The following is a 15,560-nucleotide window of genomic DNA, read 5'->3' as shown; positions in this document are numbered from 1 at the left end:
TCGGATTATCAGGCTTGTGAATCGTCACTCACCGGGTCCGAGCGGAACCGATCCAGCGGGTTCCCGAGCGGGAGGGGGTCGAGTCGCGCGACGTAGTACCCGGTAAACAGCGCGTAGACGACGGCCGCCGGGCCGAGGAAGTTGCGCCACCCCGCGACCCACGTCCCCATCGCGGTGACGACCATCATCACGAGGGGCGTCCCCCAGAGGATCAGCAGGTCGCGGTCGTGTCTCGCGGCGGTGTAGATGCCCAGCGCGGCACCGATCAAAAAGCGGCGTCAGCGTGAGCCCGGTCTGGATCATGTGCCCGGTCGACCACGTCGGGAACACCGGTGAGAAGAACCACACGGCCCGGAGGAAGACGATGACGAGGACGTGCGGGAGGTTGACGACGAAAAAACTCCAGTATCGAGTCGGCGGCGGCGGGCGTGTACTCGTAGACGACCCGCTCGGGCGTGACGATGATGCCGTCGCGCCAGTGGACGAGGATAGAGCCGGAGCCGCGGGACCACCCGAAGTACAGCCGGTAGGCGATGCCCGAGACGATGACGCCGGCGATGGCGAGGTTGACCTTCGAGGAGAAAAAGAGTCCGAGGCGGCGGGCGCTGTCCTCCGGGAAGAAGTCCCAGACGAGGTAGCCGAAGACGATCGGCAGGCCGTTGGGGCGGACGATGGCGACGAGGCCCAGCGACGCGAGCGCGAGGAGCCGATTCCGAGTCGTCGGCGTCGTGTGGTAGTGGACGAGCCGCCACATCGCGACGGCGAAGACGAACGCCATCATAAATTCCGATTGGGGGCGGACGAACCACCGGAACACCTGCCACTGGAGAACGAACAGGCCGCCGGCGACCAGTCCGGCCGTGTTCCCCAGCAGGTACCGGCCCGTCTCGTAGACGACGACGCAGGTCAGCGCCGACAGCAGGAGTTGGACGCCGATCCAACCGTCTATCCAGCCGCCCGAGAGGTTGAGCCAGCCACAGTACGGCAGCCAGTACCCCGAGTAGACGATAGCGCGGGTCCCGAACAGCGTCCCCAGAGAGAACTCGGTACACCAGTTGATGTACCGCGGAGCGTCACCGCCGAATATCGTTCCCACCTGCAGCCACCACAGCCCCCGGGCCAGCACGGCCGCCAGGAAGATGGCGACGTGTTCCGGCCGGAGATACCCGCCGGTGACCCCCTCGAACCGGCGACGATATGTACTCATACTGTGATGTCCCGGACGGCCGGATTATGAGCGTTCTGTTCTCCCCCGAACCGATATAAAAGCACATATGCGACAGTGACGGACGGATAGATATGACCAAGACGTTCGTACTCGGCCTCGACGGGGCTAGCTGGCGGCTGCTTGACCCGTGGATCGAGGCCGGCGACCTCCCGAACATCGCGGCCCTCCGCGAGTCGGGCACCTACGCACCGAGTCGGAGCTGTCTCCCGCCGGTCACCTTCCCCAACTGGAAGTGCTACGCCTCCGGGAAGGACCCCGGCGGCTTCGGCGTCTTCTGGTTCGAGAAGGTCGACCTCGAAGCGGGCGAGATCAGCGTCTGCAACGGCAGCGACTTCGACACGCCCGAACTGTGGGACTACCTCAACGACGACGGCCAGACCGCCGGCGTTATCAACATGCCCTCGACGTACCCCCCGCGGGACATCGAGGACCTGATGGTCTCGGGCGGCCCCGACGCCGTCGAGGGTGAGTACCGCTCGCTGGAGCAGGGGTACACCGCCCCCGCCGAGTTGGAAGCGGAACTGGAGTCGCGCTTTTCTTACCGAGTCCATCCCGACCCGTTGCTGTCGAGCAACGACGAGACCGGCGCGGAAGTCGAGGCCATCCTCGACGTCTTCGAGGCGCGCTTCGAGGCCGCCGTCGCCCTGATGGACGAGCGTGATCTGGATTTCGTCCACCTCACCCTCTTTTATTTGAACGTCCTCCATCACTTCTTCTGGGACGCCGAACCGACCAAGCGCGGGTGGGAACTGGTCGACGAGTGGGTCGGTCGCCTCGCCGACCGGGAGGACCTCAACCTCGTGTTGATGTCCGACCACGGCAGCGCCGCCACCCAGACGGAGTTCTACGTCAACGAGTGGCTGGCCGAAAACGGCTACCAGACCCGGACGACGACGGCCGAGGACTACTTCCAGACGGTCGGGCTGACCCGGGAGAACGCCCTCGCCGTCGCCAAGCGCCTCGGGATGGTCGACCTGCTTGCGACGGTCGTCCCCGAGCGGATCCAGCAGATGGTGCCCCAAGAGGCCGGCGTCAAGCGGGGCCGAAAACTGGAGGCCATCGACCTGCCGAAGACGAAGGCCGTCGCCTCCTCGCAGGGACCGATCTACCTCAACCACGACTTCGACGTCGAGGCGGTCCGCGAGCAGTTGATGGCCGACCTCCGCGAGGTCGAGGACGAACACGGCCCCATCTTCACCGAGGTCTACCGCGGCGAGGACATCTACAACGGCCCCTACGTCGAGGAGGCGCCGGAAGTCGTCGTCGAGCAACGCCCCGGCGTCCACGTCAACGACGGGATGGGCGGCGGCGAGATAACGACCGAACCCGCCCGCTGGGCCGCCGAGAACACCAACACCGGCATCTTCGTCGCGAGCGGTCCGGACTTCCAGCAGCGGGGGGAGATAGACCGAATCTCCATCCTCGACATCGCGCCGACGGTGCTGGCGAGCCTCGGGTGTGACGTCCCGACAGACATGCGCGGGGAGGTACTGGACGTCTTCGTCGAGGACCCGGACGTGGGCGAACGGGACCCTCTCGTCGACGCCGCGCGGACCGACGACGCCGGCGAGGAAGTGTCCGAGCGCCTGAAGCAACTGGGTTACATGGAGTAGACGATGGGCGTCCGCAGGAAGGCCGCGATAGGGGCCGTCGGTCTGCTTGTCGTCGTCGGCCTCGTCGCCGCCGCGTTCGCCACCGGCGTCCTCGGGGCACCCTCGGCGGGACTAATCGACCACGGCGACTGGGGGACCGTCACCGAGAACGAGACCGAAGTCGTCACCACCGTCTGGGTCGACAACCCCAACCCGTTCGGGATCACCCTCCGTAACTCCGTCGGGGTCGAGTACGGCCTCTATCTCAACGGCGTCGGACTCGCCGAGGGCGAAAAGCGCGGCGTCGACATCCCCGCGGGCAACACAACCGTCGATATCTCGACGTACGTCCGGAACGACGCCATCGCGCCGTGGTGGGTCGCCTTCGTCGAGGACAACGAGACGGTCCACCTCCGGGCGGAGTCGACGGCCGACATCGACGACGGGACCGTCGTCGCGGACCTCCCGACCCAGAACCGGACGATGCTGGCCAACTCGACGCCCGTCATCGACGCGCTCTCGCAGTCGGCCGCCGAGGCCGAGGGCAACTACACCCGGACGGTCGACACGGGCCTGCGCGAGGAGACGCTGGGCTACGAGGTCCGCCGCGGGTGGGCCAGTTGGGGCCGGGTCACCGACGAGACGACCACCGTGAACTTCCACTACCGGATCCACAACCCAGGCAGCGTCGCGCCGGTGCCGGCCGTTCCCGAGGGCCTCGGGATGGAAATCGGGATGAACGACGTCACGCTGTTCGAGGCCGAGGGCGACCGCTTCGAGACGACCGATACGGAGCGGAGCGCGGTCATCGCCCCCAACGAGACCCAGTCGGTGACGTTCACGGTACGGATGAACAACTCGAACGTCGACGACTGGTTCCGGAGCCACGTCCGCAACGACGAGCGGACCACCGTCGAGACCCGCGTCCAACTCGTCTTCGAGACGGGCGGCGAGACGTTCCGCCTGCCGCGACTGGACGGCCCGGGGTACACCTGCGAGTTCCAGACGGCCATCATGGTCGACGACCAAGAGACCGCGACCGACTGCGCCCAACCGGACAGCGTCACCCCGGAGTAAGTGGCTACCCGGGTCAGTGTAGGGAGGGCGACTGTCCTGAGTGTTCGTCGGCCTGTATCGAGATGTAGAGCCCCCCGAGGAACGTAATAGTACTGAGGGCGACCAAGAGCAGGTGTTCGTTTCTACCCGACACCAACGGGAGAGAGACTGCGACTGTCACGAGGTACGCGGCAAGGAGTAGTAGAGAGCGTCTATTCTTTCGCTTCATCTATCCCAAATATCCGGTACGGTCGCGGTGCATATAATGACTCTGGTGTACACGAACGGAGACGGCTACGTCGACAACTGTGTCCCGCCCTGAAGCGAGCCCTCACTCCGGGGCCAGTCGGTCCAGAATCGGAATCTCCGCGCGGCGGTCGGCGTCTATCGCGTCCCAGTCGATACCCGACGGTTTCGCGCCCGCGCTCGTCTCGATTGTCCGGTCGGGCGTGACGACCAGATCCATCGGGACATCGTGGTCGTCGGTCGCGATTCGCTCGTCCAGCACCTGCCGTTCGTGGACAGTCGTCGCCGTCTGTGTGCCGTCGTCCACGAGGTCGAATCCGCCCAAGACCGCGAACTCCAGATCGCTGTATCCCTCGCCTTTCCCGATGCGACCCCCCGATTCGTCGACGGCGACGCTCCCACTGACGACGAGGTCTATCTCGGGCATCGACTCGGGACCGACCGGGACGCCCACCTCCGATGACCCGCCGACGGTCGTCGCGTGGTCGATATCGTCGATTTCGGCGGGGTCGAGCCGGAGGAAACACTTCTCCTCGCGCAGGCGCGGGACAGCCATATAGAGGGTCTTGCCGGCCCGGAGCGCCGCCCGGCGGACGGGGAGTTGCGGGGCGTCGGGGTTGGCTTTGAGGGTGTCGGCGCTCGCCCACGCGTCGGTGTCGGTCAGGCGGTCGGCGGCCGCCGCGGCGTCCTCGAAGTTCGGGATGCGGCCGTGGGGCGGGAACGGGAAGCGCGCGACGCCGCTGTCCTCTAAGTCGTCCCAGATGCGTTCGCGGATGGGCTGTTTGGTCATATCGGGAGATGGAACGGGACCGACGAGAGAGTAGCGGTCGGGCGAAGACGGTACAGTTTAGTCTATCGGTGGAAAAGGGAGAGGCGAAGGGCCCTTAGCTTAGTCTGGTTAAAGCGATCGGCTCATAATACCGGTCCGTTCGTCGGACGGTATGGGATACCGATTGAGCGCTGGTTCAAATCCGGCAGGGCCCATACGAACCGCGACGCAACTGCGTCGCGTGTGAGTCAGATACCTGCCGGTTTGAACCCCAGCGGACGAACGTAGTGAGTCCGCAGACGGTTCAAATCCGGCAGGGCCCATGATTCTGCGACGAACAGCCGACTACTCGTTCGCGATCCGGTCGGACAAAGCGACACCCTGAGCCCAGCGGCGATGGCTTCAGATCCAGTTCTTCCCGCTATGCGATACTGCCTTCCTCGAATCTGTGGTATGCGATTCACGCCGTGACTGAACGGCCTATTGGGGACTGGTAGCACGACTGGAGGTCCCCATACCTTTTCGTCATTCTTCGTGGAAGCCAACGTACGGGATCATAGACGACGGTTCGATCCCGTGGTGAGAACTCGTGAAGGTGTATCCGAAGATACCACGATACGATCATCCGAGCGTTCCGGAATCATTCTTCGAGGGCGAAGACCTCACGCTCGTCGAGAAGTTCGACGGAAGTAGCTTTCGGTTCACACTGTACGACGAGCGATTTTCGGAACGCTATCCGGAGCGAGTCGAATCCGCGGCGGCCGGCGACGACAGCCTCGTCTTCGGAACTCGCAGAGCCATCAGAGGCAGTCACCGAGACGACCTCGAAGACATCGACGGTGCCCTCCACCGCGCGGTTCGCTGTCTACGCGAGAGCGTCGATACCGCGGCACTTCGAAGCCTGCATACGGAATACGACTCACCACTGGTCGTCTACGCCGAAAATCTCGTCTACTCGACGCTGGACTACGGCTACACCGAGCGTGACCTGCCAGCACTCGTCGGATTCGACATCCTACCGTACACCGAGATCGAGACAATGACGCCTCCCGGAAACCCCTACGACGAGACGTTCGAGGGCTTTCTCCCGACGGAGGCGGCCTGGGACTGTTTCGAACGGATCCGGATCGAGACCGCCCCGACCGAGCTCTCGTTCGTCTCTGCGACGGTTCTCGAAACACCCAGTGGTGGGTTCGACCCGGCAGCCTACACGTTCCCGTCTTCGTCGCTGGCGCCTGACGTCACGGTGGAAGGAGTGGTCGCGAGGAGCGACGCTCACGCTCATCGAGTCAAGCTCGTCCGTGAGGGGTTCGAGGAGTTGAACCGCGACCAGTTCGGTCGTCAGCCCGAAGACGCCGAATCGGGGGCGGAGTACGTGGTCGCGTGCTTCTGCACGCCAGCGCGAATCCGCAAACAGATCCGGACGATGGTCCTCGAAGACGGTCGTGAATTCGGCCTCCATCTGAACGACGACCTGTATCCTCGCGTTGTCGAGGACATATGGGCCGAGAACTGGTCGGAACTAATGCGTCTCGACGTCTCGCTCACGCCCGCCGACGTGTATCCGCTGGTCGCCGAGCGCTGTATCACCGAACTCCGCAAGATGAAGACAAACGCCGAACTGAACGAGACCGACCCAACGACTGTGTGGGAGCACCTCTCCTGACAGATGGCATTACGGCGGACAAGCGGGTCCGATCTGGATTCCCGGTCATCGAAACGAACATTCCAAAGCGTTATTATCCAATACGCGAATTATGAATTGTATGTCGAAAGCCGCCGGAGATCCCGAGCGCGCCGTCAACGGCCTCCTGTCAGTCGCCCAGCTCCTGGAGGAGCCACGACTGGCGCGACTCTACACGTTCGTCCTCCGCGGAGGGGAAGTCACCATCGACGATATCGTTGATGCGCTGGAGATGCCGCGGACGACCGCGTACTCGGATACGGGCACGCTCGTCGAACTGGGGGTGCTGACGCGGGACGAAGCGCAGAAGACGCACACGTACTCGGCAGTTCCGATCACGCTTACCGCGAACCTAGATGGGAACGAATACACAGTCACGCCCACCCTCGTCGAAGCGTTCGGACGCTCTCCCCGGGATCAGGATCTCGACCTCTTGCTCGAAAAGCACGGTCTAGGGAAACTCGCGGCCGCGCTGACGTATGCGATCCCCTACGCCGAGGGTGAGATGTCGGAGCGGGTGGCTGCCCGGGAACTCGATCTCCAGCACGCCTTCGCGATCGCTGTCTTGCAGGCCCTCCGGGAGGTCGTACTCGACACGAAGTCGGTCGATCCGTACTTCGAGGACGTTCGGAGTGCCCGTGAACTGCCGCTCGAGACAGAGGACTGATCGGGCGCAACGATGAGTGAGTCATTCGATCCGACGCGAGAGGACGCCGTCTGGGTTGCAGATACGGGGCTGTTCGTCGCCTGTGGTCGCCAACAGAACAACAAGTACACCGCGCTGGAGCAGTTCGCCCGGCGCAACGATCTCTCGTTCGTGATTCCACAGCGCGTCTACGAGGAACTCGGAGGCGCTCCCGACCGGAGTACGCCGGGGCAAACCCCGATCAACAGTGCGATCGACGCAGGCTGGGCGACCGTCGCCGACGAACCGGATTACGCGAATAGCATCGTGTCGAGAGTGATGGACGATGTCCGGACGTTCATCGCACAGTCGTCGAATCGGCGGGAGGATCAGATCGAGAGGGCCGACACCGCTCTCGGGGCCGTTGCAGCGGAACGTCTCGATGCGGGTGACGCTGACTTCGCGTATATCGTGACGACCGATATTGACGCTGGTGAGGGAGTAATCTCCGCGCTTTCGAGAAGCGGGTTCGATGATCGAATCGAGCTGAAAGACGGGTTCGAGTTGATCGAGGAAATTACCTGAATCTATTCTCGACAGATGATCCGTCTCAGCGTCTGAAACGCTACTGAATAGCTAGCTCATAGCGATGCATACTGCGGATGCTTCCCGGCAGGGCCCATAATTCTGCGACGAACAGACGTGAGGAGCGAATTATGCTGCCAGAGGATTTGAACCAGACGGCGGCGAGCAACGCGAGCCGACGGCGAGGTTCACAATCCGGCAGGGCCCACTTCTTCACTGCGAGGTGGGTGCCGAGAGCCACGCCTTAGCGGTCGCTCTCGACAGTCTGCTCCGAATCGAGGTACGCGCGGATTTTCTCCTCGGGGATGGCGTCGAGGACTGCATCGTGGCCGAGTACGTCGAGCAGGCGTTCGCGGCCGTGGTCGGCGCGGGCCGCGGCCTCGCTGTCTGAGACGCGGGTGTCGAACGCACGGTCGACGGCCCGGTCGCGGAGTTCGGCGCGGCGGTCCGCCGGGAGGTCCTCGGGGAGTTCGTTCTCGGCGTACTCGCGCCATCGGTCGCGGTCGGCCCACTCGCCGGAGAACTCCCCAGTAGAGCGCAGCCAGTCGAACTCGGGAGCCACGTCGCCGGCGAACCCCTCCTCGCGGCGGCGGTCCTCGATCAGCGACCGGGCGACGTGGGCACCGTTGCCGGCGGCGACGACGGCCTGAGCGCTCCGGGCCCCTGCCGGCGAGGCGACGTAGAGGCCCTCGAGTGGCGTCCGGCCGTCGGCGTCGGCGTAGTCGGGGTCGAACCGCTCGATTGTCTCTCCGTGGTGGTCGTCGGTGGTGAACATCGACGGCTCTTCGAGGTCTCGGAGGTACGAACCGTCGTACCACGCGGCGGCGACGACGGCCGGCGTCTCGACGGTGGTCCCCTCGTCAGTGGCGACGCGGAAGGCACCGTCGTCGGTTCGGGCGACGGACTCGACCCGTTCCTCGCGGCGGGTCCCCCCGGCCTCGTCGACGTGAGCGGCCAACAGCGACCGGAAGTCCGCGACGGGGATACCGGCGGGGAAGCCGGGGTAGTTCTCGAGGTAGGCACACCGGGGGAGCGCGGCGGTACCGCGGTCGAACACGATCGTTTCGAGGCCGTAACGGGCCGTGAACACCGCCGCCGACGCGCCCGCGGGGCCGCCGCCGACGACCACCACGTCGGGGTCCTGAAGCGCCGAGTCGGGTGCTGTCGACGGCCCGTCGCCGTCCGGCGTCGTCTCGTTAGACATATTCTTAGGTCAGCCTAAATATTGAAACAGTTTGCGGAGTCAATCTCCGGAGGACCCGACGCCGGCGTCGCGGGCGACGGACCGCCAGCGGCCCGACCGGAAGCGGCCGGTGTTGACGGCGGCCTTGACGTAGAAGTCCCCGAGCAACGCGAGGTAGATGGCCGGGAGGCCGAGCCCCAACCCGAGCGGTATCGAGAGACCGGCGACGGTGGCGGCGTAGCCGGCCGGCAGCGCCAGCGCCGCGATGGGGAGGCGAACGAGGTAGGTAGCGACAAGGGTGCCGTAGAGGGGCCAGCGCGTGTCGCCAGCGCCGCGGAGACTCCCACGCATCGTCCGGGAGACGGAGAACCCGGCGATAGCGAGGCCGAACACCCGGATGAACGTCACCGTCAACGAGACGTGGTCGGTGCCGAACAGCGCGGCGATAGGGCGGGCGAACACGACGAGGACGACACCGATCAGAAGCTGTGTGACCAGGGCGATACGCAGCGTCTGCCAGCCGTAGTCGGCCGCGCCGTCGGGGTCGCCGGCGCCCAACCGCTGGCCGACGAGTGTGCTGGCGGCCGTCGAGTACCCCCACGCGGGCATCAGCGCGAGCAGCATCACCCGCCGGCCGATGGCGTAGGCGGCGACGGCCGGCGTCCCCAGCACGCCGAGGACAAAGAGGAACGGGAAGCGGCCGAACGTCTGGAGCAGGCGCATCCCCGCCAGCGGCGACGCGACGCGGACGATTTCGGTCGACAGCCCGCGGTCGAACAGCGGCCGCGAGAGCCGCAACTGGACGGCGTAGTTCCCCGAGACCAGCAGGGCGAAGAAGACGCCAGCGGCGAGGACGTTGGCGGCGGCGGTCCCCAGCGCCGCGCCGACGATACCGAGGCGGGGGAACGGTCCGAGGCCGAAGATGAGCACGGCGTTGAGGACGACGTTCGTCGGGAGAGTGAGCAACCGGACGTACATCGGGGTCTTGGTGTCGGCGCTGCCGGCCAGCGCCCGCGCGGCGATCATGCTGAAAAACCGGAAGGCGAGCGACAGCATCACGACCCGCAGGTAGGCCCCGCCGAGTTCGATGGCCCGCGGGTCGTCGGTCAGGACGGCGACCATCTGGTCGGCAAACACCCACGAGGCAGCCGTCAGCGGGACCGAAAGGACCAGCGAGAGCCACAGCGACTGGGTGACGGCGAGGTCGGCCCGTCGGTCCTCGCCCGCCCCCTTCAGCCGGGAGACGACGCTGATGGTCCCGCTGGTGACCGCAAGCGAGAGCCCGAAGCCGACGAAGTAGTACTGAAACCCGAGTTCGAGGCCGGCGATTGCGGCGTCGCCCAAAGCGATACCCACCATCAGGAAGTCGGCCATCCGGAGGAGCACCCGGAGGCCGCCGGTGACCATCACCGGCGCGGCGAGCGTCTGGGCCTCGGTCGCCCGCTGGCGGTCGACAAGCCCGAGACGAGCGAGCGCGGCCGGGAACCGGTCCATCGCGGCCCGGACCGATGCGCGGAACCCCATCGGTCTGACAACGGACTCGGGAGTGACGTGCCTTTCGTCTCCGCTGAGAACCGCACGGGAGGCTTATTGTCCCCGGTGACCTGTAGCGGGGTGAAGAGATATGAGCGAGGCCCAATCCGTCCCGGGGACGGTAGCCGTCGTCGACCCCGACGGGCGACTGGGAGACGTCGTCGACGCACTCACCCGCGGCGGGATAGCGGACGTGCGGACGCTAGACAGCGTCGCCGCGATAGCGGACTGTCCGTCGGTCGCCTGCGTCCTCGTCCCCGACGCCCCAGCGAGCGACGAGGGTGGGCCGGACGGCGAGAGACTGCTGGCCGACGCACTGGAACGGACGGACGCGCCGGTCGGCGTCTACGCGGCCGGGGCGGACCGTGACCGGGTCGTCGAACTGCTTGCGGCCGGCGCGGGGACGGTCATCTGTGTCCCGCCCGAGCGAGACGGACTACTCGCCAATCGGGTGCGGCATCTCGCGGGCGTGCTGGAGGACGAACCGGCCGAACAGCGGTACGCGTCGCTGCTGGATCACTACCCCGGCTCCATCTACGTCAAGGACCGCGACGGCCGATTTCTGGACGCGACGGCGTACTCCTACGACGGGTACCGGGACCTGGAGATGGATCGGCGTATGGCCGTCGGGCTGACCGACTTCGAGTTGTTCGACGCCGAGGCGGCGTCGTCGTTCTTCGAGGAGGAGCAGGCGCTGATGGCCCGGGGCGAGCGCATCGAGAACCGCATCGACCGCGTCCACATCGACGGCGAGGAGCGGTTCACCTCGACGACGAAGGTGCCCCGGTACGACGCGGACGGGAATCCGGTCGGCGTCGTCGGCGACGTGCGGGACGTGACGCCCATCAAGCGGCGCGAGCGGATGATGGCGACGCTGCACGACGCCAGCCGACGGTTGGTCAGGGCCACCGACCGGGAGACGGTCGGGGAGACGGCCGTCGAGATAGCGACCGAGTTCGACGTGTTGCCACAGGCGCGGATCGACCTGTTCGACCGCGAGAGCGGCGAGTTGCGGGAGGTCGCCGCGAGCGACGACGAGTGGCCGGAGTGGCAGAGGGACGTCGGCGCGTCCGTCGCCGAGGCGGGGACCTCACACTACCGGACGGCGACCGGCGAGGTGGTCGCGGTGGCGACCGACCGCCACGACCACGACGCGCTGTCGCTCCCGGAGGGCGTCGACAGCGTCAGCGGCCTCCGGATACCGCTGGGCGACCACGGCGTGTTCACCCTCGACGCCGGCGAGGAGTCGCTGTCCCCGTTCACCGTCGAACTGGCGCACGTCCTCGCGTCGAACGTCGAGGCGGCGCTGGACCGGGCCGAACAGCAGGCCCGCTTGGAGGCACAGGCCGACCGGCTGGAGGAGTTCGCGCTGCTTGGCTCACACGAACTCCGCAACCGCCTGCAGGTCGCGCTGGGGACCGCCGAGCGCGCCCGCGCACAGGACGACATCGAGGCCGTCGACGACGTCGTCGAGACGCTGGGCCGGATGAACCGACTGGTCACGCAGTTGCTGACCCTCGCCCGGACGGGGACGGTGAGCAACGCGACGAGCAACGTCGCGCTGTCGGGACTCGCGGAGGAGGCGTGGGCGACTGTCGACGGCGGCGCGGCGACGCTGACCGTCGCGGACGACGGCATCGTCAGCGCCGACCGGGACGGCCTGCTGGAGGTGTTCGAGACGCTGTTCCGGACCGCGGTCGACGGCGGCGCAAGCGAGACGGTCACCGTCGGAACGACCGACGACGGCTTCTACGTCGCCGACGACGGCGAGGCCATCCCGGAAGACCAGTACGCGACGCTGTTGGAACCGACCCACTCCGACGTCGAGGTCAGCGAGGGCGACAGCGTCTACCTCGTGGCAGTCATCGCCGACGCCCACGGCTGGACGGTCGACGTCGACGGCGACGGCGGAGGGACCCGGTTCGTCTTCGGGAACGTCGATCTCAAGCGCGTCAGATGAACTCCCGGACCTCGGCGTAGAACATATCGTGGTCGTCGACGGCGTCGATGGCGACGGCGACGGCCACCGCGAGCGCGTGCCAGCACAACTGGTCGGGGTCCTCGGCGTCGAGGTTGTACTCGGCGTCCTTGCAGGTACAGCCCTCGTCCTCGACGATGTACTCCTCCTCGTGGCCGACGACGACCGTGAAGTCGTTGTACTGTTTGACCCGTCCCTCGGCGACGGCCTCGACGGCCCGGACCCCCCGGGAGCCGTGGACGTCGGTCAGCGTCTCGACTACCTCGGGGGTGAGTTCGTCGGCGTCTTCGAGGGCCGCCCGCCACTCTGTCACGGCCGCCGGTAGGGACGGCCCCGACAAAACGCTTCGGTGGCGAGTCGGAGTACTGTTCAGATGAGCTGTCGCCGGCAGGGCTGTTTGGAACAGTATGAAAGCCCCGAGTCGGAACACAACGGCTTTGGGGCCCAGCAAGCGAGAACAGGTATGCGCGTGACGGAGGGCGGCGTCGAACTCGACGTGCCCGAACAACCCGAGGACGGCGTCGGCGAGGGGGTCTTTTTCAACCCCGTACAGGAGCTGAACCGCGACCTGACCGTCGCCGCGTTGCGGGTGGCCCGCGAACGGGACGACGCGGAGAGCTACCTCGACGCGACGGCCGCAAGCGGCGTCCGTGGCGTCCGGGCCGCCGCCGACGGCTTCGACGCGACGCTCTGTGACGTCGACCCCGACGCGGTGGCCCTCTGCCGGGAGAATCTGGCGCGCAACGACGTCGACGGCGAGGTGTACCACCGGGACGCCAGCGCCCTGATGTCCGAGCGACGCTTCGACGTCGTCGACCTGGACCCGTTCGGGACGCCGACGCCGTTCGCCGACGCGGCGGTCCGCAGCGCCCGGCACCTCCTCTGTGTCACCGCGACCGACACCGCGCCGCTGTGTGGCGCCCACTTCGAGAGCGGCGTCCGCCACTACGGCGCTGTCCCGCGAAACACCGAGTACCACGCCGAGATGGGCGTCCGCGTCCTGCTGAGTTCGCTGGTCCGGGCCGGCGCGCGCCACGACCGCGGGCTCCGACCCGTGTTGACACACGCCACGAAACACTACGTCCGGACGTACCTGCTCGTCGAGGGCGGCGCGAGCGTCGCGACGAGATGCTGGACTCGCTCGGGTATCTGTATCACTGTCAGGAGTGTCTCTACCGCGAGCACGATGCCGGCCTCGTGGCGAACCCGCCCGCGGAGTGTCCGAACTGCGGCCAGCACCTCCAGCCGGCGGGACCGGTGTGGCTCGGCCCGACCGCCGACGGCGCGTTCCTCGAGGCGGTCGCGGGGAAACTGGACGGGACGATGGGGACCGCGGAGAAAGCACGCGAACTGCTTGCCACCCTCGACGCCGAACTGGCGACGCCGACCCACTACGACCAGCATCGACTCACCAAGCGCTGGGGGACGAGCGCGATAGCGATGGACGACTTTCTGGAGCAGTTGCGGGACGCCGGTCACGAGGCCTCTCGGACCCACTACGGCGGGACGACGTTCAAGACGCCGGCGGACGTAACCGAGATAGCGGCGGCGGTCGAAGACTAGGCGGCGACGGCGCGTTCGAGCAGCGCGACGACGAAGAGATACAGCGGTCGGAGCAGGTAGTTGGCCATCCCGACCAGTCCGATCACCGCGCCGACGGTCTGGAGTTCCGCGGGGGTGAGCGGCCCGACGACGACGGCGACGACGGCCGCGAAGGCGGGGCCGACCCACAGCGTCGGGGCGTGGACCGCGACCGGTTCCAGGGCGGTGCGCTCGCGGACGGGGTCACGGGCGAGATACAGCGCGGCGGCGACGCCGGCCGCGGCGACGCCGAGGAAGAGAGAGGGGCCGAACCCGGCGAACGCGGAAATGATCAGCACCGCGGCGGCGGCGAGTGTGACCGACGTGAACTGACGGGAGAGCCGGTCGAGCCGTTCGTCCATAGGCAGTGGTGTGCCGGGGTCCCGCAAGGCGGTTTCGGTTCCGGTACGCCCCGGTTGTTTATGTCCCGTCTGGACCCAGAGGCGAGCGTGAGCCACCAACGGTCCTCGCGGGCGGTCGCGCGGGCGCTCGTCTCGGCAGTACAGGACTCGCCGCTGACGATGCTGGCCGCCGGTATCGCCTACTACGCGTTCGTGTCGCTGTTGCCGCTGTTGCTGTTGAGCCTCGCCGTCGCCACGGCCGTCGGCGGCGAGTCGTTCGCGCTCGCCGTCGTCGAGGGACTGGGCGGCGTGCTCTCGCCCAGCGGGCAGGACGTCGTCCGGGGAGCGCTCGTCGGGCCGGCGGGCCGCGGCGGCGCGACGGTCGCCGGCCTCGTGGTGTTGCTCTGGAGCGGGCTGAAGCTGTTCCGTGGGCTGGACATCGCGTTCTCGATGGTGTACGGCACCGGGAGCGAGAAGACCTTCCTCGGACAGTTACGCAACGCCGTGATCGCGCTGGGGGCCGTCGGCCTCGCCATCGCCGCGGTCGTCGCCGTCGGTGTCGCCGCCGACGTGGCGGGGCTCAGATTCGTCGGATTGCTCGGCCCTGGGGCGCTCGTCGTCGTCCTCACGGGCGCGTTCTGGCCGCTGTACTACATCTTCCCGGACGTGGCGATGACGCCGCGGGCGGCGCTTCCGGGGGCGGCGTTCGCGGCCGTCGGCTGGACGGTGCTGGGGACAGCGTTCCGGATGTACGCCGCCACTGCCGGGGTCTCCGTCTACGGCGTCGTCGGGGCCGTCCTCCTGTTGGTGACGTGGTTCTACGTCGGTGGCATCCTCCTGTTGCTCGGCGCGGTCCTCAACGGCGTCCTGAGCGACGACCTCGGGAGCGACACAGACCGGCAACTACAACAGGGACCGCCCCAAGTTCCCGGACAACGACTTATGACCGAGGGCGCGGATGGCCGGGACGGCGATCCGACCGAGGACGACCGCTCCGGAGAGGCGAGCGAATCGGGCGGGGCGTCGCCGCCGACCGACACGGAGCAGTCGGGCGGGGCATCGTCTCCGGCCGGCAACGATCAGCCGGACGGGGCATCGTCTCCGGCCGACACGAAGCAGTCGGGCGGGGCATCGTCTCCGGCCGACACGAAGCAGTCGG

Annotated in this window: 14 protein-coding genes, 1 tRNA gene and 1 pseudogene; 9 read left to right on the top strand and 7 right to left on the bottom strand. The window is 67.0% G+C overall.

What is annotated here, in order from left to right; all coding sequences use genetic code 11:
• Positions 1 to 8: 8 nt before the first annotated feature.
• Together GJ629_RS01515 and GJ629_RS01510 are read right to left on the bottom strand one after the other, a co-directional pair.
• Positions 9 to 269: a hypothetical protein gene (locus GJ629_RS01515; protein ID WP_157511429.1), complete on the bottom strand. Its 261-nt coding sequence runs from the start codon at positions 267 to 269 to the stop codon at positions 9 to 11.
• A complete protein-coding gene (locus tag GJ629_RS01510) occupies positions 266 to 1,207 on the bottom strand; it encodes a glycosyltransferase family 39 protein (RefSeq protein WP_157511428.1) in 942 nt (313 codons plus the stop codon). Before GJ629_RS01510 ends, GJ629_RS01515 begins: the two co-directional genes overlap by 4 nt.
• Before the next feature lie 92 nt (positions 1,208 to 1,299).
• Between GJ629_RS01510 and GJ629_RS01505 the strand changes: the two genes are divergently transcribed.
• The gene (locus GJ629_RS01505) at positions 1,300 to 2,841 is read left to right on the top strand and encodes an alkaline phosphatase family protein (protein WP_157511427.1); all 1,542 of its coding nucleotides are present in this window, start codon (positions 1,300 to 1,302) and stop codon (positions 2,839 to 2,841) included.
• A 3-nt stretch (positions 2,842 to 2,844) separates the two neighbouring features.
• Positions 2,845 to 3,897, top strand: a complete 1,053-nt coding sequence (locus GJ629_RS01500; RefSeq protein WP_157511426.1) for an LEA type 2 family protein — start codon at positions 2,845 to 2,847, stop codon at positions 3,895 to 3,897.
• A gap of 310 nt (positions 3,898 to 4,207) precedes the next feature.
• Here the strand turns inward: GJ629_RS01500 and GJ629_RS01495 are convergent, their stop codons facing one another.
• Complete coding sequence (locus tag GJ629_RS01495; protein WP_157511425.1) at positions 4,208 to 4,912, bottom strand: 5-formyltetrahydrofolate cyclo-ligase; 705 nt, start codon at positions 4,910 to 4,912, stop codon at positions 4,208 to 4,210.
• Positions 4,913 to 5,000: 88 nt separating this feature from the next.
• On the opposite strand from GJ629_RS01495, the gene GJ629_RS01490 reads away from it, so the two are divergent.
• The 4 genes from GJ629_RS01490 to GJ629_RS01470 all read left to right on the top strand — a co-directional run bounded on the left by GJ629_RS01490 (position 5,001) and on the right by GJ629_RS01470 (position 7,785).
• Positions 5,001 to 5,106 (top strand) — tRNA-Ile (locus GJ629_RS01490).
• Positions 5,107 to 5,480: 374 nt separating this feature from the next.
• Positions 5,481 to 6,557, top strand: a complete 1,077-nt coding sequence (locus GJ629_RS15950) for a hypothetical protein (protein ID WP_231754425.1) — start codon at positions 5,481 to 5,483, stop codon at positions 6,555 to 6,557.
• A 100-nt stretch (positions 6,558 to 6,657) separates the two neighbouring features.
• The gene (locus tag GJ629_RS01475; protein WP_197428372.1) at positions 6,658 to 7,242 is read left to right on the top strand and encodes a helix-turn-helix domain-containing protein; all 585 of its coding nucleotides are present in this window, start codon (positions 6,658 to 6,660) and stop codon (positions 7,240 to 7,242) included.
• A gap of 12 nt (positions 7,243 to 7,254) precedes the next feature.
• Positions 7,255 to 7,785 (top strand): hypothetical protein, encoded by a 531-nt coding sequence (locus GJ629_RS01470; RefSeq protein ID WP_157511423.1) that lies wholly within the window; start codon positions 7,255 to 7,257, stop codon positions 7,783 to 7,785.
• Between the two features lie 244 nt (positions 7,786 to 8,029).
• On the opposite strand, the gene GJ629_RS01465 is transcribed toward GJ629_RS01470, so the two are convergent.
• Entirely contained in the window at positions 8,030 to 8,989 is a 960-nt protein-coding gene (locus tag GJ629_RS01465; protein ID WP_157511422.1) for an FAD-dependent oxidoreductase, read from the bottom strand.
• Positions 8,990 to 9,028: 39 nt separating this feature from the next.
• Positions 9,029 to 10,492 (bottom strand): MATE family efflux transporter, encoded by a 1,464-nt coding sequence (locus GJ629_RS01460; protein ID WP_157511421.1) that lies wholly within the window; start codon positions 10,490 to 10,492, stop codon positions 9,029 to 9,031.
• A gap of 100 nt (positions 10,493 to 10,592) precedes the next feature.
• Between GJ629_RS01460 and GJ629_RS01455 the strand changes: the two genes are divergently transcribed.
• A complete protein-coding gene (locus GJ629_RS01455; RefSeq protein ID WP_157511420.1) occupies positions 10,593 to 12,461 on the top strand; it encodes a PAS domain-containing sensor histidine kinase in 1,869 nt (622 codons plus the stop codon).
• Here GJ629_RS01455 and GJ629_RS01450 read toward each other — a convergent pair.
• Entirely contained in the window at positions 12,454 to 12,792 is a 339-nt protein-coding gene (locus tag GJ629_RS01450; protein WP_370515747.1) for a hypothetical protein, read from the bottom strand. The genes GJ629_RS01455 and GJ629_RS01450 overlap by 8 nt on opposite strands.
• Before the next feature lie 60 nt (positions 12,793 to 12,852).
• Here GJ629_RS01450 and GJ629_RS17790 point away from each other — a divergent pair.
• Positions 12,853 to 14,042 (top strand): annotated as a pseudogene (locus GJ629_RS17790) (methyltransferase).
• On the opposite strand, the gene GJ629_RS01440 reads toward GJ629_RS17790, so the two are convergent.
• On the bottom strand, positions 14,039 to 14,422 hold the full coding sequence (locus GJ629_RS01440; protein WP_157511418.1) for a hypothetical protein: 384 nt from the start codon (positions 14,420 to 14,422) through the stop codon (positions 14,039 to 14,041). The pseudogene GJ629_RS17790 and the gene GJ629_RS01440 overlap by 4 nt on opposite strands.
• A gap of 87 nt (positions 14,423 to 14,509) precedes the next feature.
• Here GJ629_RS01440 and GJ629_RS01435 point away from each other — a divergent pair.
• Positions 14,510 to 15,560 (top strand): YihY/virulence factor BrkB family protein (locus GJ629_RS01435; RefSeq protein ID WP_370515746.1); only part of this gene is annotated, 1,051 nt, incomplete at its 3' end.

The organism is Halapricum sp. CBA1109, from assembly GCF_009741825.1.
Classification (GTDB): Archaea; Halobacteriota; Halobacteria; order Halobacteriales; family Haloarculaceae; genus Halapricum.
The sequence above is the reverse complement of the archived record's forward strand: the minus strand, read 5'-3'. Positions and strand labels throughout refer to the sequence as shown.